The sequence below is a fragment of the Pseudomaricurvus sp. ABR4_320 genome, assembly GCF_056159445.1.
Genome location: NZ_JBSWVF010000006.1, coordinates 360,358 through 376,755 on the forward strand (window position 1 = coordinate 360,358; position 16,398 = coordinate 376,755).

15 protein-coding genes and 1 tRNA gene are annotated in these 16,398 nt (G+C 49.9%); 6 read left to right on the forward strand and 10 right to left on the reverse strand.

Features of this window, described 5'->3' with window-relative positions:
* Positions 1-114: 114 nt before the first annotated feature.
* From ACXAFR_RS15050 to ACXAFR_RS15065, 4 genes are read right to left on the reverse strand one after another with little or no spacing between them, the layout of a single operon-like run.
* Complete coding sequence (locus ACXAFR_RS15050) at positions 115-1,053, reverse strand: 5-oxoprolinase subunit C family protein (protein WP_475178298.1); 939 nt, start codon at positions 1,051-1,053, stop codon at positions 115-117.
* Positions 1,050-1,730 (reverse strand): 5-oxoprolinase subunit PxpB, encoded by a 681-nt coding sequence (pxpB, locus tag ACXAFR_RS15055; protein WP_475178302.1) that lies wholly within the window; start codon positions 1,728-1,730, stop codon positions 1,050-1,052. The genes ACXAFR_RS15050 and pxpB overlap by 4 nt, the downstream gene beginning before the upstream one ends.
* A complete protein-coding gene (locus ACXAFR_RS15060) occupies positions 1,727-2,464 on the reverse strand; it encodes a 5-oxoprolinase subunit PxpA (protein ID WP_475178305.1) in 738 nt (245 codons plus the stop codon). The genes pxpB and ACXAFR_RS15060 overlap by 4 nt, the downstream gene beginning before the upstream one ends.
* Before the next feature lie 25 nt (positions 2,465-2,489).
* On the reverse strand, positions 2,490-3,278 hold the full coding sequence (locus ACXAFR_RS15065) for a putative hydro-lyase (RefSeq protein WP_475178307.1): 789 nt from the start codon (positions 3,276-3,278) through the stop codon (positions 2,490-2,492).
* A gap of 370 nt (positions 3,279-3,648) precedes the next feature.
* On the opposite strand from ACXAFR_RS15065, the gene pepQ reads away from it, so the two are divergent.
* Positions 3,649-5,010: a Xaa-Pro dipeptidase gene (gene pepQ, locus ACXAFR_RS15070; RefSeq protein ID WP_475178309.1), complete on the forward strand. Its 1,362-nt coding sequence runs from the start codon at positions 3,649-3,651 to the stop codon at positions 5,008-5,010.
* Positions 5,011-5,085: 75 nt separating this feature from the next.
* On the opposite strand, the gene ACXAFR_RS15075 is transcribed toward pepQ, so the two are convergent.
* Positions 5,086-5,820: an oxygen-binding di-iron domain-containing protein gene (locus ACXAFR_RS15075; protein WP_475178311.1), complete on the reverse strand. Its 735-nt coding sequence runs from the start codon at positions 5,818-5,820 to the stop codon at positions 5,086-5,088.
* Entirely contained in the window at positions 5,817-6,449 is a 633-nt protein-coding gene (locus ACXAFR_RS15080) for a hypothetical protein (protein ID WP_475178314.1), read from the reverse strand. Before ACXAFR_RS15080 ends, ACXAFR_RS15075 begins: the two co-directional genes overlap by 4 nt.
* A gap of 647 nt (positions 6,450-7,096) precedes the next feature.
* On the opposite strand from ACXAFR_RS15080, the gene ACXAFR_RS15085 reads away from it, so the two are divergent.
* Positions 7,097-7,173 (forward strand) — tRNA-Arg (locus tag ACXAFR_RS15085).
* 190 nt (positions 7,174-7,363) lie between these two features.
* On the opposite strand, the gene ACXAFR_RS15090 is transcribed toward ACXAFR_RS15085, so the two are convergent.
* From ACXAFR_RS15090 to ACXAFR_RS15100, 3 genes are all read right to left on the reverse strand, one after another.
* Positions 7,364-8,458 (reverse strand): acyltransferase family protein, encoded by a 1,095-nt coding sequence (locus tag ACXAFR_RS15090; RefSeq protein WP_475178317.1) that lies wholly within the window; start codon positions 8,456-8,458, stop codon positions 7,364-7,366.
* 197 nt (positions 8,459-8,655) lie between these two features.
* A complete protein-coding gene (locus ACXAFR_RS15095; protein ID WP_475178318.1) occupies positions 8,656-9,507 on the reverse strand; it encodes a hypothetical protein in 852 nt (283 codons plus the stop codon).
* A 163-nt stretch (positions 9,508-9,670) separates the two neighbouring features.
* The gene (locus tag ACXAFR_RS15100; RefSeq protein WP_475178319.1) at positions 9,671-10,408 is read right to left on the reverse strand and encodes a YrbL family protein; all 738 of its coding nucleotides are present in this window, start codon (positions 10,406-10,408) and stop codon (positions 9,671-9,673) included.
* A 225-nt stretch (positions 10,409-10,633) separates the two neighbouring features.
* Between ACXAFR_RS15100 and ACXAFR_RS15105 the strand changes: the two genes are divergently transcribed.
* Entirely contained in the window at positions 10,634-11,062 is a 429-nt protein-coding gene (locus ACXAFR_RS15105) for a c-type cytochrome (RefSeq protein ID WP_475178321.1), read from the forward strand.
* A 219-nt stretch (positions 11,063-11,281) separates the two neighbouring features.
* Here the strand turns inward: ACXAFR_RS15105 and ACXAFR_RS15110 are convergent, their stop codons facing one another.
* On the reverse strand, positions 11,282-12,064 hold the full coding sequence (locus ACXAFR_RS15110; protein ID WP_475178323.1) for an exodeoxyribonuclease III: 783 nt from the start codon (positions 12,062-12,064) through the stop codon (positions 11,282-11,284).
* Positions 12,065-12,292: 228 nt separating this feature from the next.
* Between ACXAFR_RS15110 and pyrE the strand changes: the two genes are divergently transcribed.
* The 3 genes from pyrE to ACXAFR_RS15125 all read left to right on the forward strand — a co-directional run bounded on the left by pyrE (position 12,293) and on the right by ACXAFR_RS15125 (position 16,363).
* Complete coding sequence (gene pyrE / locus ACXAFR_RS15115) at positions 12,293-12,937, forward strand: orotate phosphoribosyltransferase (RefSeq protein ID WP_475178324.1); 645 nt, start codon at positions 12,293-12,295, stop codon at positions 12,935-12,937.
* 85 nt (positions 12,938-13,022) lie between these two features.
* Positions 13,023-13,676, forward strand: coding sequence for a hypothetical protein (locus ACXAFR_RS15120; protein ID WP_475178325.1), 654 nt, complete (start codon positions 13,023-13,025; stop codon positions 13,674-13,676).
* Positions 13,677-13,972: 296 nt separating this feature from the next.
* Entirely contained in the window at positions 13,973-16,363 is a 2,391-nt protein-coding gene (locus ACXAFR_RS15125; RefSeq protein ID WP_475178327.1) for a Tex family protein, read from the forward strand.
* Positions 16,364-16,398: the final 35 nt, after the last annotated feature.

Consider the following 16,398-nt stretch of genomic DNA (forward strand, 5'->3'; position numbering starts at 1 on the left):
TCTCTCCAACGTGAATTTCTATCCTGGCTATAAGCTGACAGCCATAGTTTTTGTCCGGTCGTTGCAGATTCCGGCGATTACCCGTTATAACAAAGCAAGACTTGTTCCTTGAATTTAATCGGTAATCACATCCAAGCGCGTTGATTGGCGTCGTTGCCGAGAGAAGCGCAGTGCTTTCTCTGCGGCCAATTGATCAATCAGTGCAAAGTTGACGCGTCCCCCCGCTGTCAGCTGTGCTAAGAGGTTTGCATCAAGTGACAGTACGCTGCCAATTTTGGGGTAGCCACCAATTGTTTGGCGATCGTTTAACAGGACTATGGGTTGGCCATCCGGTGGTATTTGAATCGCGCCAAAGCAGATTCCTTCGGAGAGAAACGTTTTGCTTGGCGTATGAATTTTTTCACCTTGTAATCGATAACCCATACGATCACAGAGTTCGCCGACTGTATAGGTGGACTGAAAAAAAAGATCGCGAGTGGCACTATTGAATTCATCGTACTGATAGCCCGCCAATACGCGCAGAGTAACCCAATTGCTGTATTTGGGGATTTGTTCTTTGGGTAGACGAAAACACGTTTGGTGACTGCTCTCCAGGGTTTCCAAGATATCGCCTTTTTGAATCGGGCCACCATCAAGGCCGCCGAGTCCTTCACGAATGACGGTTGAGCAACTGCCAAATTGGGGGGCAATCTGAAAGCCTCCAGAAACGGCAAGATACAGGCGGCAGCCGTTTCGTGCGTAACCAATATCCAGAATATCGCCGCTGTTTAGCTGCAGCGTGCTCCATTGTGGGACATTCTCGCCGTTGATGCGGCAAGGCGCGTTGGCGCCAGTGATTGCGATACATGATGGCTTGTGCGCCAGCAATTTGAGTCCGCCAATGGTCATTTCCAGCTGGCAGGATTCCTCTTCATTGCCAACCAATTGATCGGCCCAGTGGAAGGCGTCCCTGTCCATGGGGCCTCCGGTGGTGAGTCCCAGTTTGTGATATCCGTAACGACCGCCATCCTGAAGTAGGGTTAGCATGCCGGGATTGAGTATTTCAAAGCTCAAAGATGTCCTCCAAGACGTAAAAATTCCTGCTGATCAATGGCAAAAAAGCGTACCCGATCGCCAACTTGAACCGGCATATGGGGAGGTGTTTTGGGATCAAAGAGTGGTGTTGGGCAGCGACCTATAATGTTCCATCCACCCGGGGACGGCGCGGGGTAGACAGCAGTCTGTCGATCGGCGATGGCGACAGCACCTTGAGCGACTTGTTTGCGTGGTGTGGCTAACCGCGGTGTTGCAATCTTGGGATCCAGCTTGCCGAGATAAGCAAAGCCTGGTGCAAAGCCAATGGCATAGACACGATATTCCTGCATTTGATGCAGTTCGATGACAGCTTCTGTTTTCAGGCCAGAGTGGGAAGATACGCGTTCGAGATCAATACCTACGTCTTCACCGTAGTACACGGGTAGTTCGATGACCTGTGATGGTCGTTCGGATGATATTGTCTGCGCCTGTTCATAAGCGCGCTGCAATTTTGTCATCAAGTCAGCCGCTGAAAGCTGATCTGCGGCGTAAATCACCAGTACGGATGCATAAGATGGCACGACATCGATAAGGCCGTCGCCCAGCGTTTTTTGAATTTCTGAAACAAAGCTCTGCAGAATATCGAAGATTGCAGACGAGGCTTCGTCTGCCAGGTAAATCATCAGTGAGTTTTCACCGGCGGGTACAATTTTCATGTTCTAAGTATGTGTCGTATGTCTTTAATGGCCTGGACGGCATCGATGTTATCGCCGTGAACGCAAAGTGTGTCAACCTTTGGAAAGTATTGCTGTTGCCCCGCAATATTTGTTACGGCCTGATTCTTAGCCAGATTTTGCACTTGTTCGAGTGTCTGTTCTCGATTGAGAACGGCAGCAGCACGTCGGCGGGAGACAAGCATGCCTTGTTCGTCATAACGCCGATCTGCAAAGGCTTCGAACAAGCAATTGAGTCCAAGATTAGACGCCTCTTGCTGATGGATTTCGCTTTCTTTGGTGGCGAGCAACATAAGCTTTACGGGTCGGTGATAGGAGGCGACTGCAGCCATGACTGTGGCGCGAATCGTCGCATCTGCCATCATATCGTTATAAAGAGCTCCGTGAGGTTTGACATAGTCCACTTGCAAACCCATGGATTGGGCCATGCCGTCTAGGGATGATATCTGATACAGCAAAAGGGCAGAAAGCTCATCTGTGGAGCAAGTCATTGAGCGGCGGCCAAAGCCAACTAAGTCAGGATACGCCGGATGGGCACCTATGGTGACGTGATGTTGCGCTGCCAATGTCAGCGTTTTTTGCATGACCAGGGGATCGCCCGCGTGAAATCCACAAGCAATGTTAGCCAGATCAATATGCGGCATTGCTTCAGCGTCAAGTCCCATCTTCCAGTTGCCAAAACTTTCGCCAAGATCACAATTTAATAGCAACGTCATTGGGAATTGTACCTCTTAATTAACGCTAGAAAACTGACAGTTTGCTGTTTGGGATGTCTGTCACTGCCATGCAGCCTGGGCTGTGGGTGATGCTAAATGGAGGTTTTGCGGCTCGAATGGCAGCCTGTGGCGTGACTCCGCAGGCAGTGAACACCGGATATTCACCGGTATTAATGGTTACCGCTTCGCCGTAATCCGGTTCCTGAATATCCCTGATTCCGATGGCTGACGGATCACCAAAGTGTACGGGCGCGCCGTGCACTTCTGGAAATCGTGAACAAATTTGAATCATCCGTATCGCATCGGCTGGCTTGAAGGGGCGCATACTGACAACCATATTGGCGTTTATGCGACCCGCAGGGGTACAGTTAATGGAGGTATCGTACATCGGAACGTTTCTGTTTTCAGAAATATTACGAATTTCCAAACCATCCGCCAGCAAGGCTTCCTCGAAGGAAAATGAGCAACCTATAAGGAAGGTTACTAGGTCATCTCGCCAGGCTGCGTGAATATCGGTGACTTCATCAACGCATTCGCCATTGTGCCAAATTCGGTAAGATGGCAGGTCAGAACGTACATCGAACTGCTCGGCAACCCCAGGGATTAGCGGGTCTCCAGGTGTTTGCGACATGGCAACCAGAGGGCATGGTTTGGGGTTAAAGTGGCAAAATTGTAGAAATTCCGCCGCCCAGTCTTGGGGAAGTATCGCCAAATTGCATTGCACGTAACCTTCGCAATAGCCCGAGGTATGTCCCGTATGTTCACCTTGACGAATTCTTTCACGCAATTGCGAGGGTGATAGTGATGTCGACATTGTAACTCCGTTTTTCCCGTTGCCTGAAGGGCATCTTTAAAAATACACCCTTTGAATCCTGATGGTATCAAGGCTTTGCTCGCTCAGTCCTTTCTTGCCAGAATCCCAAAACCACTATTTATAGAGGTGCCCTTTGGCTAGTTGTATCACTTTTCCTGATGGTCGGGTAGTTTGTGGCGAACTTTCACCTGCCTTGTAGCGAGGTTGGACGGTAAGATTCAGAGAATGTCTGGCGGGGAAGGGTGCATTATTCGTCTACGTAATCTAAGGGTAACGGGGCTGCAGGCCTTTTTGAGTGCTCGCATAGCGCACAATCACTGCCTCGGCATGGCAGCCAACAGTCGGGGGTGAGACCATCGGAGTTAAACGTATGACACAAGAGGTAACATTGGCAGGCATTCCTGGAGGCCTGGAGTCTGATTACAGAGAGCATGTCGCAAAACTGTTCGAAACTACCACCGGGCTGATTTCGGGTTGCGGCTATGATGGATTGTTGATCAGCGCGGGTTCTGACCTGTATGCCTATCGTGACGATAACAGTTATCCATTTAGAGTTAATCCCTATTTTAAAGCTTGGGTACCCATTCTCGATCGCCCCCGGTGCCTACTTTGGATCGGTGTCGAGGATGAGAAGCCTCGACTGTTTTACTTTTGTCCGGAAGATATTTGGCACAAGGTTAACCCGCTTGATGACGTCGTTATTTGCGATACATTTGATGTGGTTGTGTTTAGCGACCCTGACCATTTGGCGTCCCGGTTGCTTAAAGATTTGGCGGCCAAAGCGATTGCATTTATTGGTCAGCCGACCGATTGTCCTCTCGAGCATGCGGATGTTCAGCCGGAGCAATTACTCAGTGAGCTGGACTATCGACGCGCCTTTAAAGGGCGATATGAGCTCGCCTGTTTAAGGCTCGCGTCTTGTCGGGCGGCACTTGGTCATATCGCAGCAAAAAATGCGTTTTACGATGGGGCTTCTGAATTTCAGATTCACTTGGCTTATCTGCAAGCTGCGGGAACGTTGGAAGAGCATCTTCCCTATGGCAATATTATCGCGCTGAACGATCACGGTGCAATTCTTCACTACACAGAAAAACAGCTTCAGGCGCCTAAGGAATCTCGAAGTTTTCTTATAGATGCGGGGTTTGGTTGTGGCGGTTATGCCGCTGATATTAGCCGAACTTATGCTCGTGAGAGTGGCTTATTCACTGAACTCGTCGCAGGAATGGAAAAGCTTCAGTTGCAGGTTATTGAAGAAATTCCTCGCTTCAAAAATTACTTGGATCTCCATCTGCGTTGCCATCGCTTGTTGGCAGAGCTTCTTGTCGCACAGAAGCTGTTGTTGTGTTCGGCCGATGTGGCAACTGAGAGGGGATTGACGAGCTTCTTTTTTCCTCACGGATTAGGGCACTTGCTGGGTTTGCAGGTGCACGATCGAGGTGGCTGGATGCAGTCAACGGATGGCAGTGAGCTACCTCCGCCCAATCAGCATCCTTACCTCCGCCTCACTCGGCCAATTGAAGAGAATATGGTATTTACGATTGAGCCAGGTCTGTATTTTATCCCAGCGTTGTTGAATAAACTGCGCAGTAACGGAGATGCGAAACTGGTTGATTGGTTTCAGATTGAAGCGTTAATGGGATTCGGTGGTATTCGGATTGAAGACAACATTTGTGTCACAAGTTCTGGTACAGAAAATTTAACTCGGGATGCTTTTGCCGTCCTAAACCGTTGAGTTTCGGTAGGGCCTGCCGGCTATATGGCAGGCTACTGGCTTAAAGCTGATTTTGGTAACCGGTGCACGCCCTACCTAAGAAATAGCTGTGCCGACGTCCAGTGCTTCAAACCAGTCGAGGAATCGATCAATATTGTCGCCAGTAAAAATACGGCCATGTTGCGGCGCCATAATGTCAATATCCAGCTGTCGTACTCGTTGCACCCAATCGTTTTTGGCGTCGTTTGAAGGCATCCAACGCTGATGGAACTTCTTCATTCTGGGAATGTGTTCTGAAAATTCTTCAACGGCTAAAGGCGCTGTTTGATCTTCCAAGGCTGCTCCGACGTCACCACTCATCAATACCTTTGCGTGGGGATCATAAATGTGGAAGTTGCCCGACGAATGCAGATAATGTGCTGGAACCATGGTGATATCGATACCGTTAAGGCTGATGGTGCCACCAGCATCCGGGATGGGTTCATAGGTGATGTTATTCATGCCAAAGTGGCGAATGAAACCCTCCCATAGCCAAGGTGCGTAAAGTTTCGCTTTGGGAAGTGTGTGATCCCATAGTCCCAGTGACGAGATAATATCCGGGTCTTGGTGAGACGCGAATAGGTAACTGATTTCATCGAGGCTGATTTCTCGCAAAATCGCAGCAAGCATTGGGGCAAAAATTTCCACCCCACCTGGATCCATTAAAAGAGCTTTGTCGCCCGCTCTAAGTAAGTATTGATTGGTATCAATTATTTTTTCCGCTTTGCCAGGGTCCCGTCCAAACATCAACCATTGTGTTCTGGAGTTTGACGCGAGCTTGTGGACTTTCATGAGGTTCTTCCTGTGGTTTGAAGCGCGACGGTTACGTCGAGAAGCAATCGATGAGCCTGGTAAAGGTGTTTCTTGATACTGCTGGCTGAATCGGCAATATTTTCTGCGATCACTTCCAGTTGAGGCTTAAAAGCACCCGCTTGGGATGCCTCCACTTTGGAGGTGCTGGAGATAATATCGGCGGCGCGAATCTGCTGTTGAGTTTCTTCCAGCAATTGTTCCAGCTGCCATAGGCGGCTTTTGAAATCTCCTTCCAGATCACTGAGCTCCTTTGATGTGCGACTGATTGGCGTATCTAAAGAGCTTAAAAAAGGCGCGTCCGCAGCAGAATGTTGAGTCTGATGAAAATAGCGGTACGCTTTAAGCAAATGCTCGCGCGTAGTTGCCAAGCGAGAAATTTCAATTGCATTTATGTTTATGCGCTTTGCCTGAGAAATAGTCGACGCAGCGAGATCTTCGATATAGCTGGTGATCGCTCGGAAACCCGAAGCTTGCTGACCAGCCCTAGCGCTGACGGCGTGAGCATTTTTTGCGGTCAATGACAGATTCTCCGCAACTTTGGTGGCAAAGTGCAGATGTGATGCAATTTTTGCTGCCAGAACATATATTTCTGAGCCATGGGTGTTCATACAATGGCACCAACCATTCATTTGAAGGGGTTTTTCAATAAGTGTAGGTCCTTCTGCTGTAGCCGCTAACATTACTGTCGATAAATTACGTGTGCGTTTTTGCGCTTGGGATGGACTCCGTCTGGCAGAGTCAGTATGATTGCCGCCTCGTTTATAGGCGAGCGACGCTAGATTCTGAATCTCAGGTCGTGGAGCTGATTGAATGCCACCTCGTTAGCTCAGCTGGGTGGAGCCGGAGATGCGAAAGCACTGCTTTCGCCCGGCGAAACGGCCTGAATCTGTGATTCAGGACCGGTCCTCGAAGGGGGAGCGCAAGCGCTCTATCCGGATGGGAAATCTGAGTGTCTTAATTGACCGCCCGTAGCTCAGCTGGGTGGAGCCGGAGATGCGAAAGCACTGCTTTCGCCGGCGAAACGGCCTGAATCTGCGATTCAGGACCGGTCCCCGAAGGGGGAGCGCAAGCGCTCTATCCGGATGGGAAATCTGAGTGTCTTAATTGACCGCCCGTAGCTCAGCTGGGTGGAGCCGGAGATGCGAAAGCACTGCTTTCGCCCGGCGAAACGGCCTGAATCTGCGATTCAGGACCGGTCCCCGAAGGGGGAGCGCAAGCGCTCTATCCGGATGGGAAATCTGAGTGTCTTAATTGACCGCCCGTAGCTCAGCTGGATAGAGCGCAGCCCTCCGGAGGCTGAGGTCAGAGGTTCGAATCCTCTCGGGCGGGCCACTCCTTCGTCATGAGCCCTTGTTCGGATTCCCTGCCATCAATCATAGATTGCTGGCGTTTCGTTCGCGCGAAGCTGTGCTTCGCATAATGCGCTCACTCCACCCTCTCGGGCGGGCTATTTTTCAAATGGTACTTTCTAAGGATGCCCGGTCACCAATCAAAATTGGTGACCATTCGCGCACACGGAAAATTAAGCCTTTTGCATCCCAACCAGTGAATGAATCATGGTTGCCGGGCTAAAGGTGAGTTTGACGAGCATTACCGAAAGGACGAAAGATAGCCCAACGATCGAGATATAAAGCCACCAATGATTGAAAACATCGGAGAGAAGATAGGCAACGATCAGAATGATCAATTGGTGGATCAGATAAAACGGAAACACGATATTGTTAAACGACTCGATCCATCGGTTCTGACGATTGCAGTAGCGATAAGTCAAACCAGTGAAAAACAATATCCACATCCACAGGTTGATCGCTTCGAGTCCATACTGAAATTGACTGCTGATTCTGACGGACAGGACATAGAAAAGACAACCAAGCACCAAACTATGCCAAACATATTTGGCCATTAGCGCCAGAACGGAGCGATTCCGAATCAAGGTTGCGCCATAGGTAAAAACGATAAAGAAGGTGGCCAGAGAGGCAATGTCGGAAAAAAAGTTGCGTTGAATTGGGAAGTGGGGGCGCAAGCTGGCTTCAGCGATAACGATAGGTAAAGACATTCCAATCAATAACAGATAGCTCGGAATACTGGAGCCTACTTGGTAGTCGCGAATTTTCTGCATAGGCCCCGCAAGCAGCGTCCAGGCTACGGTAGCTACGCCGCATGCGGCCAGTAAGTATCCCAAATACCATAGATGCAACCAGCGGAAGTCACCGTGTGCAAAATTCTGCAGATACACCTTATAGGATTGCCAAAAGGTGATTTCTCGATTGCCATCAAGGTTTTCAATGTACAAAACCGGAGGAATCAACACGAACATTCCAAAGATAAGTGGCGGTAAAAGCCGCTTGAGGGTTTGTATGCCGAATGCCCAGGCGCCTCGCCGTTGAAATGAAAAGGATAGTGCTGCGCCAGAGACGAGGAAGATCAGAGGCATGCGCCACGGGCGACAAAATTCAACAAAACCTTCAATGGATGGCAAAGTATCGAGCGATAGATGCCATCCATAAGGGGTAAAAAGTAAGGCACTGTGAAAGAACAACAGCAAAATAAACGCGCCACTGCGCAGCCAGTCCAACGCGTAAATGCGTTGTTGCTGGCCAGCATTATCCCTGGCCATCGGGACTCTCCCATTGAAAATAAGAATGTAATTACTGCCTTGGTAGCAATTGCCGCAGTAACGATTGTCCGATAAATCGACAAAGGTATCGTCAATTTGTTGACGCTTCCTTTGAGTTTACATTTCTTAAAAAAGTTCAAAAGGAGATGGTAGATGTCAGCGCTGACTCGTGACTGAGTGATCTGTCACATTAAAGGTTAATCATGATGGAAAGTGCGCCGAAATTTATCATAAAGAATGGCGCTGGCGATTCGGTTTGCCGCAACTTTAACAGAGTTGGGAGATGGATGAAGACCGTCGCCAATATGCCTAAAGCCGGCGCCCCAGGTATCTACAATAAGAGCATCAGGCAGTGCTTGCCGTAATTGACGCTCATAAGACCTACGAAGGTAAATAAAACTGTCACGGTCAATGACAAAAGAAAAATTGAAATAGGTTTTTGCCAGTTCAGTGTCAAAACTTTCCCAGGATGGGAAGAGGGGCAGTACTGGGATAAGCCCGAGGCTGGAAATTTGCTGCCCAATAGCGACGATGCGGGCACCGATGGCGTCTAACTCTTCGTAGGAGCAGGGCTCAGCGATGCTCTGTGGTACGCCGAAGGCGTCAGAGTGGAGGCAGTCATTGGGTAGGCTAACGTACACATACTCGCTGTTGAAGTCGGGTGAGCTTCCATTCGAGGATGGCATTGCGACTCTACTTAGGGCTTTTGTTAATTGTTTTTCATAGCCTTCGTAATAGGCTGGGCCGCATGTCTCTCCGAGGTAGCAACTTAGCCGATCAAAGGTCGTTGCGCCGGCCTGAGCTTCATTGATCAAAAAGCCATTGAGCAGCCAGCTTTTTACCAATGCATCTCCGAGCGAGAGGTAGCTGCCGAAATTCACGGAACTTCCTCCGAGAGGGGCGTCAAGATTGTCATTAAAAGGGGTCGTGCCTTTGGCAAAAGAGGCGCCAATAATCAGAAGCGCGGGTTGTAGCCGGGATTGTGCAAAACAAGGAAGTGTTAACAGTAAAAGTGACAGGCAAATCAGCGATAACTTTTTTATATTCACGCATAGGCTCCTTTACGCGGGGGGCATATTTCGAGAGGGTTTTTTGCGCAAAGAATTTTCTTTTACTGACTACTTAAGTCAATAAATTTTATATATTTTTTAGTTTCCTAGGATGAGCTTGCTGGGCAGGATTTTTAGTTTTTATTAATGATAATATATATTGTCACTGCTGTGGGGTTGAGCCGTCGTGGAGAAGTCTGCCTACATGACTGGGCGTTTTTCCCTGTTGGCATTCCTGCCAGTAGATTTCCAGGTGGTGGCGTAACAGTTCAATTTTGCGCAGCGCTTTACGACGCCAGTAATAGCTTGGTAGCAATTTTTCGGGGACTAAACCTTGGTTTCCCAGTCCATCAATCACCACCAGCCGGGTGACATCGCTGTGCTTGTCTCTTTGGGCAACAATGTTATGTAACAGTAGGTTTCTTGAGGGGATCGCCTCGGCGGCCCAGTAATCGCAAAATTCGTCAAATGCGCGTTCGAATGAAGGGCTGCGCCCCTCCTCCCAAAGGTGTTGTTTCAGCGAACGTGAAATCCTCTGATCAGCGTCCTTTATCAGTTCAAGTACCAGTCCTCGACCCGAATCTGTTGGGATATAGCCGTAGCAGCGGCTAATGTGAGCAAACCCTCGATCACCCCAACGCTGGGCGATACGTTGTAAAACCAAGTATTCTTCCCGGTTGTCATCGAAGAAAATCAGCGGTTTCAGTGATTTTGGAAAGCCTTTTTTGCGTCTCAATTCTTCAAGGGGGAAGTCCGGTCGGCGGATTTTAATGCAAAGAGACGGGTAGTCTGGATGTACAAAACAGAGCCTATTCCCTCCTCGAGCAAAGGGTTCAAGCTCGCTGACAGCGACAGATTTGCTAAGGTCAAAGGTGTTCGTCATGAGGTTAGATTGATGCATCTAATAATTTGAGTCATGGTGATTGACGCGAAGATTGGGATATTGACCCGCTGAATCATGAAAATTCACTGAGAGAAAGATCGTCTGCTGATGATAATTGGTGGACATTGTCCTGATTTCTGACAACAAATGCGACGATAATCCATTTTTTTCACGGGGTTTTTTTCGCTATAATGCGCGGCGCTTATAAGTCGGGCTTTGACTTTCTACAAGAGGGAAATAACCGTGTTTCATAATGTGAATAGAAAAATCAAGCGTACCCTGTCGGTAACTCTGACACTCGCCGCTTGCGGCCTGACTGCAGCAGCCTTCTCTGAGAGTACGCTGGAAGACCGGTTGGCCCCGGTTGGAGACTCCTGTATGTCCGGTGATGATTGTGCCGCAGCGCCAGTTGCTGCAGGCCCTTCCGAGCCGCGCAGTGGAACCGCAGTGTACGATGCCACCTGTGTTACCTGCCATGGCACGGGTGCCGCGGGTGCGCCGAAATTTGGTGATGCCGCAGCATGGGGCCCCCGGGTTGAGCAAGGTGTGGAGACGCTTTATACCCACGCGTTGAACGGCTTTAATGCTATGCCAGCGAAAGGCTTATGCATGGATTGTTCTGACGATGAAGTCAAAGCAGCCGTTGATCACATGGTGGAAGCTGTTCAGTAAACGTTAAAAGATCGCTGTTGGCGGACGGACGTCCAAGTTTTCGGTCTGCCAACGACTTCCATCCGAAATGCCCGCCTTCATGCCCGTCAGTTTATGGGTGTAGTGATCCGAATTCCCTGATTTATTTGATTGTTACAACAGCACAATTAGCGGTGAATGTTGACCGGTGGGTGTGTTGAGCTCACGTTTCCCCACCGTAAATTTGCAGAGATCTGATGATTAAACTTCCAGATCGTAATCTATGATGACAGGCAAATGGCTTGAGAAGTGTTTGCTTTTATAGGTCGTTGCATACTCTACCCGGCTGGCTAGGCTCTCTGAAACCACTTGGTAATCCGTACGCCATCCGTCACCCTCGCCCACAATACCGCTTGGCCACCAGCTAAATTCGTCTGTGTCAGTGTTTCCGATACGAAATGCATCGGCGTAACCAACCTGGGTAAATAGCTGATTCATCCACTGTTGTTCGTGGGGAAGAAAACCGGGAACGCTGTCATTGTTCTGCCAGTTCTGCACATCAACGCGTTTATGGGCCATAGCCCAATTACCACAGAAGATGAAATCCCGACGTTTGCGAGTGATTTTGTCGAGGTGCGCTTGAAAATCATCGAAAAACTGCAGCTTTTTTTCTTGATCGTGTTCTGGATCCTTACTGTCAGCCGATATGGCTGGCGCCAACAGTGAGCCGATACTGATTTGATCAAAATCCGCCTGGAGATAGCGACCTTCCATATCGATGCCGCTGCTGAAGCCAAGCCCAAAAATCAGTGCCTTGGGTTGCTTGCGGGTATAGATACCGACGCCATTGAAGTGTTGTTGGCCGCTGTCGAAAAAGTAGGCGAAATAACCATCCAACTGGAAAGGGTCCCCATCCAGTTCGTACTCCAGGGCTCTGAGATCCTGAAGGCAGATGATGTCGGCGTCCTGTTCCGCGAGCCACTCATATAAACCGCGTTGAGCTGCCAGATGAATACCATCGACGCTAAGACTGATAATTCGCATGTTGGTCCCTTAATAAACAGACTTTTATAATACCCGAGCTGGTTCGCTTTTTGTCATAAAAATTAGCTAACTGGTCATATTTATGGGATCAATGCCAACCGGCCAGTCTTTCGTACCCTGCGATTATCGTTATTTTCCCCAGTTTTCGGGCTAACGGAGTTCGTAGAAATACACATTTCATGCCAATATTAAATAAACGGGCTTTGTGAAAAAAGTAGGTAATTAATTATGGAACAATATCAGCGCGATTTTATTCAATTGGCGTTAGAAAAAGAGGCATTGGGTTTTGGTGCCTTTACGCTTAAGTCTGGACGGGTCAGTCCTTACTTCTTTAACGCAGGCAAGTTCCAAGATGGGCAGTCATTGGCTTGCCTGGGCAATTATTATGCCTCAGCACTCATGGCATCTGGAGTCGATTTCGACATGATGTTTGGCCCAGCTTATAAAGGAATCCCTCTCGCCACTTCGGTCGCTGTTGCGCTGGCCAACAGCTTTGAACGCAATACTCCGGTTTGCTTTAACCGTAAAGAGGCCAAGGATCACGGCGAAAAAGGCGTCCTTATTGGTGCACCACTCGAAGGCAAGGTGGTTATTGTTGACGATGTTATTACTGCAGGCACAGCAGTTCGCGAAGTAATGACTATATTAAACGATAGCGGCGCCGTTCCCGCAGCTGTTCTAATTGGGCTTGATAGGCAGGAAAGGGGGCAGGGAAAAAGCTCAGCAATTCAAGAAATTGAGGAGCAGTACGGTATTCCGGTCGTCAGTATCGTTAAACTGGAACATATCATGTCGTTTCTTAAAGAAAAGGGCGACAGTGCCGAATTGATTAAAGCCATAGCGACGTATAGGTCGACCTATGGCATCGAATAGGATTTGATGGGGGTAATGGTGCCAAGACCAATTTCGGCGCTGTTATCCATTGGATATGACCGGGTGGTAGATCTTGCGAGTTGGAATGCGTCAGATATTTTTACAGCTTCTGTGGGGGGGAAGTCTCTCTTTGCTGGCGGCGGCTGGCGTGTTCGCGGCGGATGATACGGGCTATAAAGGTCTCAAGTACTTTCGCTATGTCAATGCTGAGGGGCTGTTAGTGATCAACGCGCAATTGCCGCCCGGCCAGGCTCAAAAGGGTTATCAGGTTATTACGCCAAGCGGTTATGTGATCAAAGACGTCGCTCCGGCTCTGTCTGAAGCAGAGGCAAACCGTTTGGCGGAGGAGAGGGCGGCTCAAGAGCGGGCTCGACAGAGAGATATTGAACTCAGACGCCGTTATAGCAGTATCGAAGACATTGAGGTTGCTAAACATCGTAAGCTGGTGCAGTTGCAATCCAACATGACGGCGCTTGAAGGTAATATGAATTCCCTCAAAGCTCAAATTGGTGAGGAGCAGGCAAGGGCCGCTGGCTTTGAGCGAGCCGGTCGTCAAATTCCCCAGAATATACTCGACTCTCTGGCTGCGCTTGAGGAAGAGCTTAAGCGCACTCGTGAACTGGCCGAGTCGCGACAGCAGCAGTACGATGAAATAAGCGATAAATACGACGCTGATAGAGCGAGATTTGCGGAGCTTTTTCCGAAGGATTCGGATGCAGAGCGTGCCTCCTCTCAGTGATGGTTGTTTCGACAGTCCCTAAATAACGGGATATATTTGTTCAATTCGCAAAACTCTGTCTATTCTTTCTGGTCTTAGGTGCGGAAACGTTCGCTTCATCCCAAGGTACGCAAATTCTCGGGGCGTATAGACGGTCGCGGGGCGAGCGCATCGTTCTCCACCAAAGCACAGAATTTCCCTATCTGACAAGACTGTTTTAATTGTGGGGTTATCTGCATAATTCCCGCTTCTGTACCCTGGAGCCCTCCGCTACCATTATCCCGATCATATCTATTTAGCGAGAAATTTTTCCCAACATGATGAGCATTGCCGCAAGAATAGCTGACGAACTACAGATCAAAGAACAACAAGTGTCGGCAGCTGTCGGCCTTCTTGATGAAGGTTCGACGGTTCCCTTTATCACCCGTTATCGAAAAGAAGTCACAGGTGGTCTCGACGATTCACAGATGCGTCAGCTGGAGGAGCGGTTGGGTTACCTTCGCGATTTGGAGCAGCGCCGAGAGGTTGTGCTGAAGTCCATTGCCGACCAGGGCAAGTTGACAGATGTTCTTGAGGCGGATATTCGAAGTGCTGAAACAAAGACCCAGCTCGAAGATCTCTACCTGCCGTACAAGCCAAAGAGGCGCACGAAAGGGCAGATCGCCAGAGAAGCTGGGCTCGAGCCTCTGGCTGATGCCTTGCTCGCCGATCCTACTCTCGATCCCGCGCAAGAAGCAGCGCGCTACATGGTTGGCGGCGATGCCTGGGTCGAATCCGAAGAAAGCCAGAAGATAATTGACCTTAAGTCCGCTTTGGATGGCGCCAAGTTCATCCTGATGGAGCGTTTCAGTGAGGCGTCAGCACTATTAGGTCGATTGCGTGACATGATGCAAAAAGACGGTGTGTTGGTCACTCGTATCCTTGAGGGAAAAGAGGATGAGGGGGCTAAATTTCGAGACTATTTTGAATTTTCTGAGCCGCTCAGCAAAGTGCCGTCTCATCGAGCCCTAGCGATTTTTCGGGGTCGTACGGAGGGTTTTCTCTCTGTTGAAGTTAAGCTTGAAGACGAGCTGGCGGAAGGTGCGCAAAAATCTGCTGGCCACCCCTGTGAGGCAATCGTCGCCCAGTTTTGGCAAGTGTCGAATGCAGGACGCCCCGCTGATACGTGGCTGAATGAAGTTGTGCGATGGACCTGGAAAATCAAGCTCTTGCCCCACTTGGAGACGGATCTGCTAACGGAATTGCGCGAGCGTGCAGAGGCGGGGGCGATTGGTGTCTTTGCCAGTAACCTTAAGGACCTGTTGCTGGCCGCACCGGCGGGGCAGAAGATCACCATGGGGATCGATCCTGGTTTGAGGACGGGTTGTAAGGTCGCCGTTGTCGATGCAACGGGTAAGTTGCTTGAGCACACGGTAATCTATCCTACGGTCGCCAAGGGGCGAGTGCAGGAGGCAGAAGCGGTCGTCGCTCAGCTTTGCCGCAAGTACAACGTTCAGCTAATCGCCATTGGCAATGGTACAGCCTCCCGCGAGACGGATCGATTTGTCGCAGATGTTCTAAAAGCAAATGCTGATATCAACGCGCAGAGGGTTATGGTCAGCGAGGCTGGGGCCTCTGTCTATTCCGCATCAGAAGTGGCTGCTCGAGAGTTTCCAGACTTGGACGCCACGATTCGAAGTGCGGTATCTATTGCGCGTCGCCTACAGGATCCTTTGGCTGAGCTGGTTAAAATTGAGCCCAAAGCCATTGGTGTCGGCCAATATCAGCACGACGTCTCTCAGACTCAGTTGGCAAAAACACTCGATGCCGTTTTGGAAGACTGTGTAAACGCAGTGGGCGTGGAGGTGAACTCCGCCTCCGTACCATTATTGGCCGCTGTATCCGGTTTGAATCAGTCTATTGCATCGAATTTGGTGGAAATGCGTGACCGCGATGGTGTGTTTCGCAGTCGTGAAGATCTCAAGAAGGTTCCGCGGTTAGGTGCCAAAGCTTTTGAGCAGGCCGCGGGCTTCCTGCGAATTGCCAATGGGGACAACCCTCTTGATGCGTCTGCGGTACACCCTGAATCTTATGATGTGGTGCAGGAAATCGCTCAGCGCAGTGGGCGCGAGGTCAAAGGGTTTATAGGTGACACCTACTTCTTAAAATCCTTAAAGCCGACAGATTTTGTCAATGATCGTTTCGGACTCCCAACCGTGACTGACATCCTTTCTGAATTGGACAAGCCGGGCCGAGATCCGCGTCCGGAATTCCGCAATGCTCAGTTCAAAGACGGCGTTGAGACTCTGGCTGACCTGAAACCGGGGATGATTCTGGAGGGGGCTGTTACCAATGTGACGAACTTTGGCGCATTTGTTGATATTGGTGTGCATCAAGATGGTTTGGTCCATATTTCCGCGCTTTCGGACAAGTTTGTAAAAGATCCGAGAGAAGTGGTTAAAGCCGGCGATATCGTTAAGGTCAAAGTCTTGGAGGTGGATGCGGCGCGCAAACGTATCGCTCTCACGATGAGATTGTCCGATGAGTTGCCTGCGGCCGGAGCATCCGGTCAGGCTCAGTCAGGGCGTCCTCCTCGCGCCGGAGCAGGCCGCGCGAATGGAAATGGTGGTGGACGGGGCCGCAATAACCAGCAGCCAGCGGCCGCGCCGACCATGGCGGCTCTCTTTGCGGAAGCCGGTAAAAAGCGCAATAAAGGCAAGCGCCTGTAAAGGCGATTTGCCCGGTGGGGGATGGCCGCTGTCGC

Excerpts from the sequence above, each read along its gene's own strand:
- ACXAFR_RS15125 (WP_475178327.1), top strand. The coding sequence starts at position 13,973 with ATGATGAGCATTGCCGCAAGAATAGCTGACGAACTACAGATCAAAGAA.
- ACXAFR_RS15060 (WP_475178305.1), bottom strand. The coding sequence starts at position 2,464 with ATGACGTTGCTATTAAATTGTGATCTTGGCGAAAGTTTTGGCAACTGG.
- ACXAFR_RS15080 (WP_475178314.1), bottom strand. The coding sequence starts at position 6,449 with ATGAACACCCATGGCTCAGAAATATATGTTCTGGCAGCAAAAATTGCA.
- ACXAFR_RS15100 (WP_475178319.1), bottom strand. The coding sequence starts at position 10,408 with ATGCATCAATCTAACCTCATGACGAACACCTTTGACCTTAGCAAATCT.
- ACXAFR_RS15120 (WP_475178325.1), top strand. The coding sequence starts at position 13,023 with ATGCGTCAGATATTTTTACAGCTTCTGTGGGGGGGAAGTCTCTCTTTG.
- ACXAFR_RS15110 (WP_475178323.1), bottom strand. The coding sequence starts at position 12,064 with ATGCGAATTATCAGTCTTAGCGTCGATGGTATTCATCTGGCAGCTCAA.
- pxpB (WP_475178302.1), bottom strand. The coding sequence starts at position 1,730 with ATGAAAATTGTACCCGCCGGTGAAAACTCACTGATGATTTACCTGGCA.
- ACXAFR_RS15065 (WP_475178307.1), bottom strand. The coding sequence starts at position 3,278 with ATGTCGACATCACTATCACCCTCGCAATTGCGTGAAAGAATTCGTCAA.
- ACXAFR_RS15090 (WP_475178317.1), bottom strand. The coding sequence starts at position 8,458 with ATGGCCAGGGATAATGCTGGCCAGCAACAACGCATTTACGCGTTGGAC.
- pyrE (WP_475178324.1), top strand. The coding sequence starts at position 12,293 with ATGGAACAATATCAGCGCGATTTTATTCAATTGGCGTTAGAAAAAGAG.
- pepQ (WP_475178309.1), top strand. The coding sequence starts at position 3,649 with ATGACACAAGAGGTAACATTGGCAGGCATTCCTGGAGGCCTGGAGTCT.
- ACXAFR_RS15075 (WP_475178311.1), bottom strand. The coding sequence starts at position 5,820 with ATGAAAGTCCACAAGCTCGCGTCAAACTCCAGAACACAATGGTTGATG.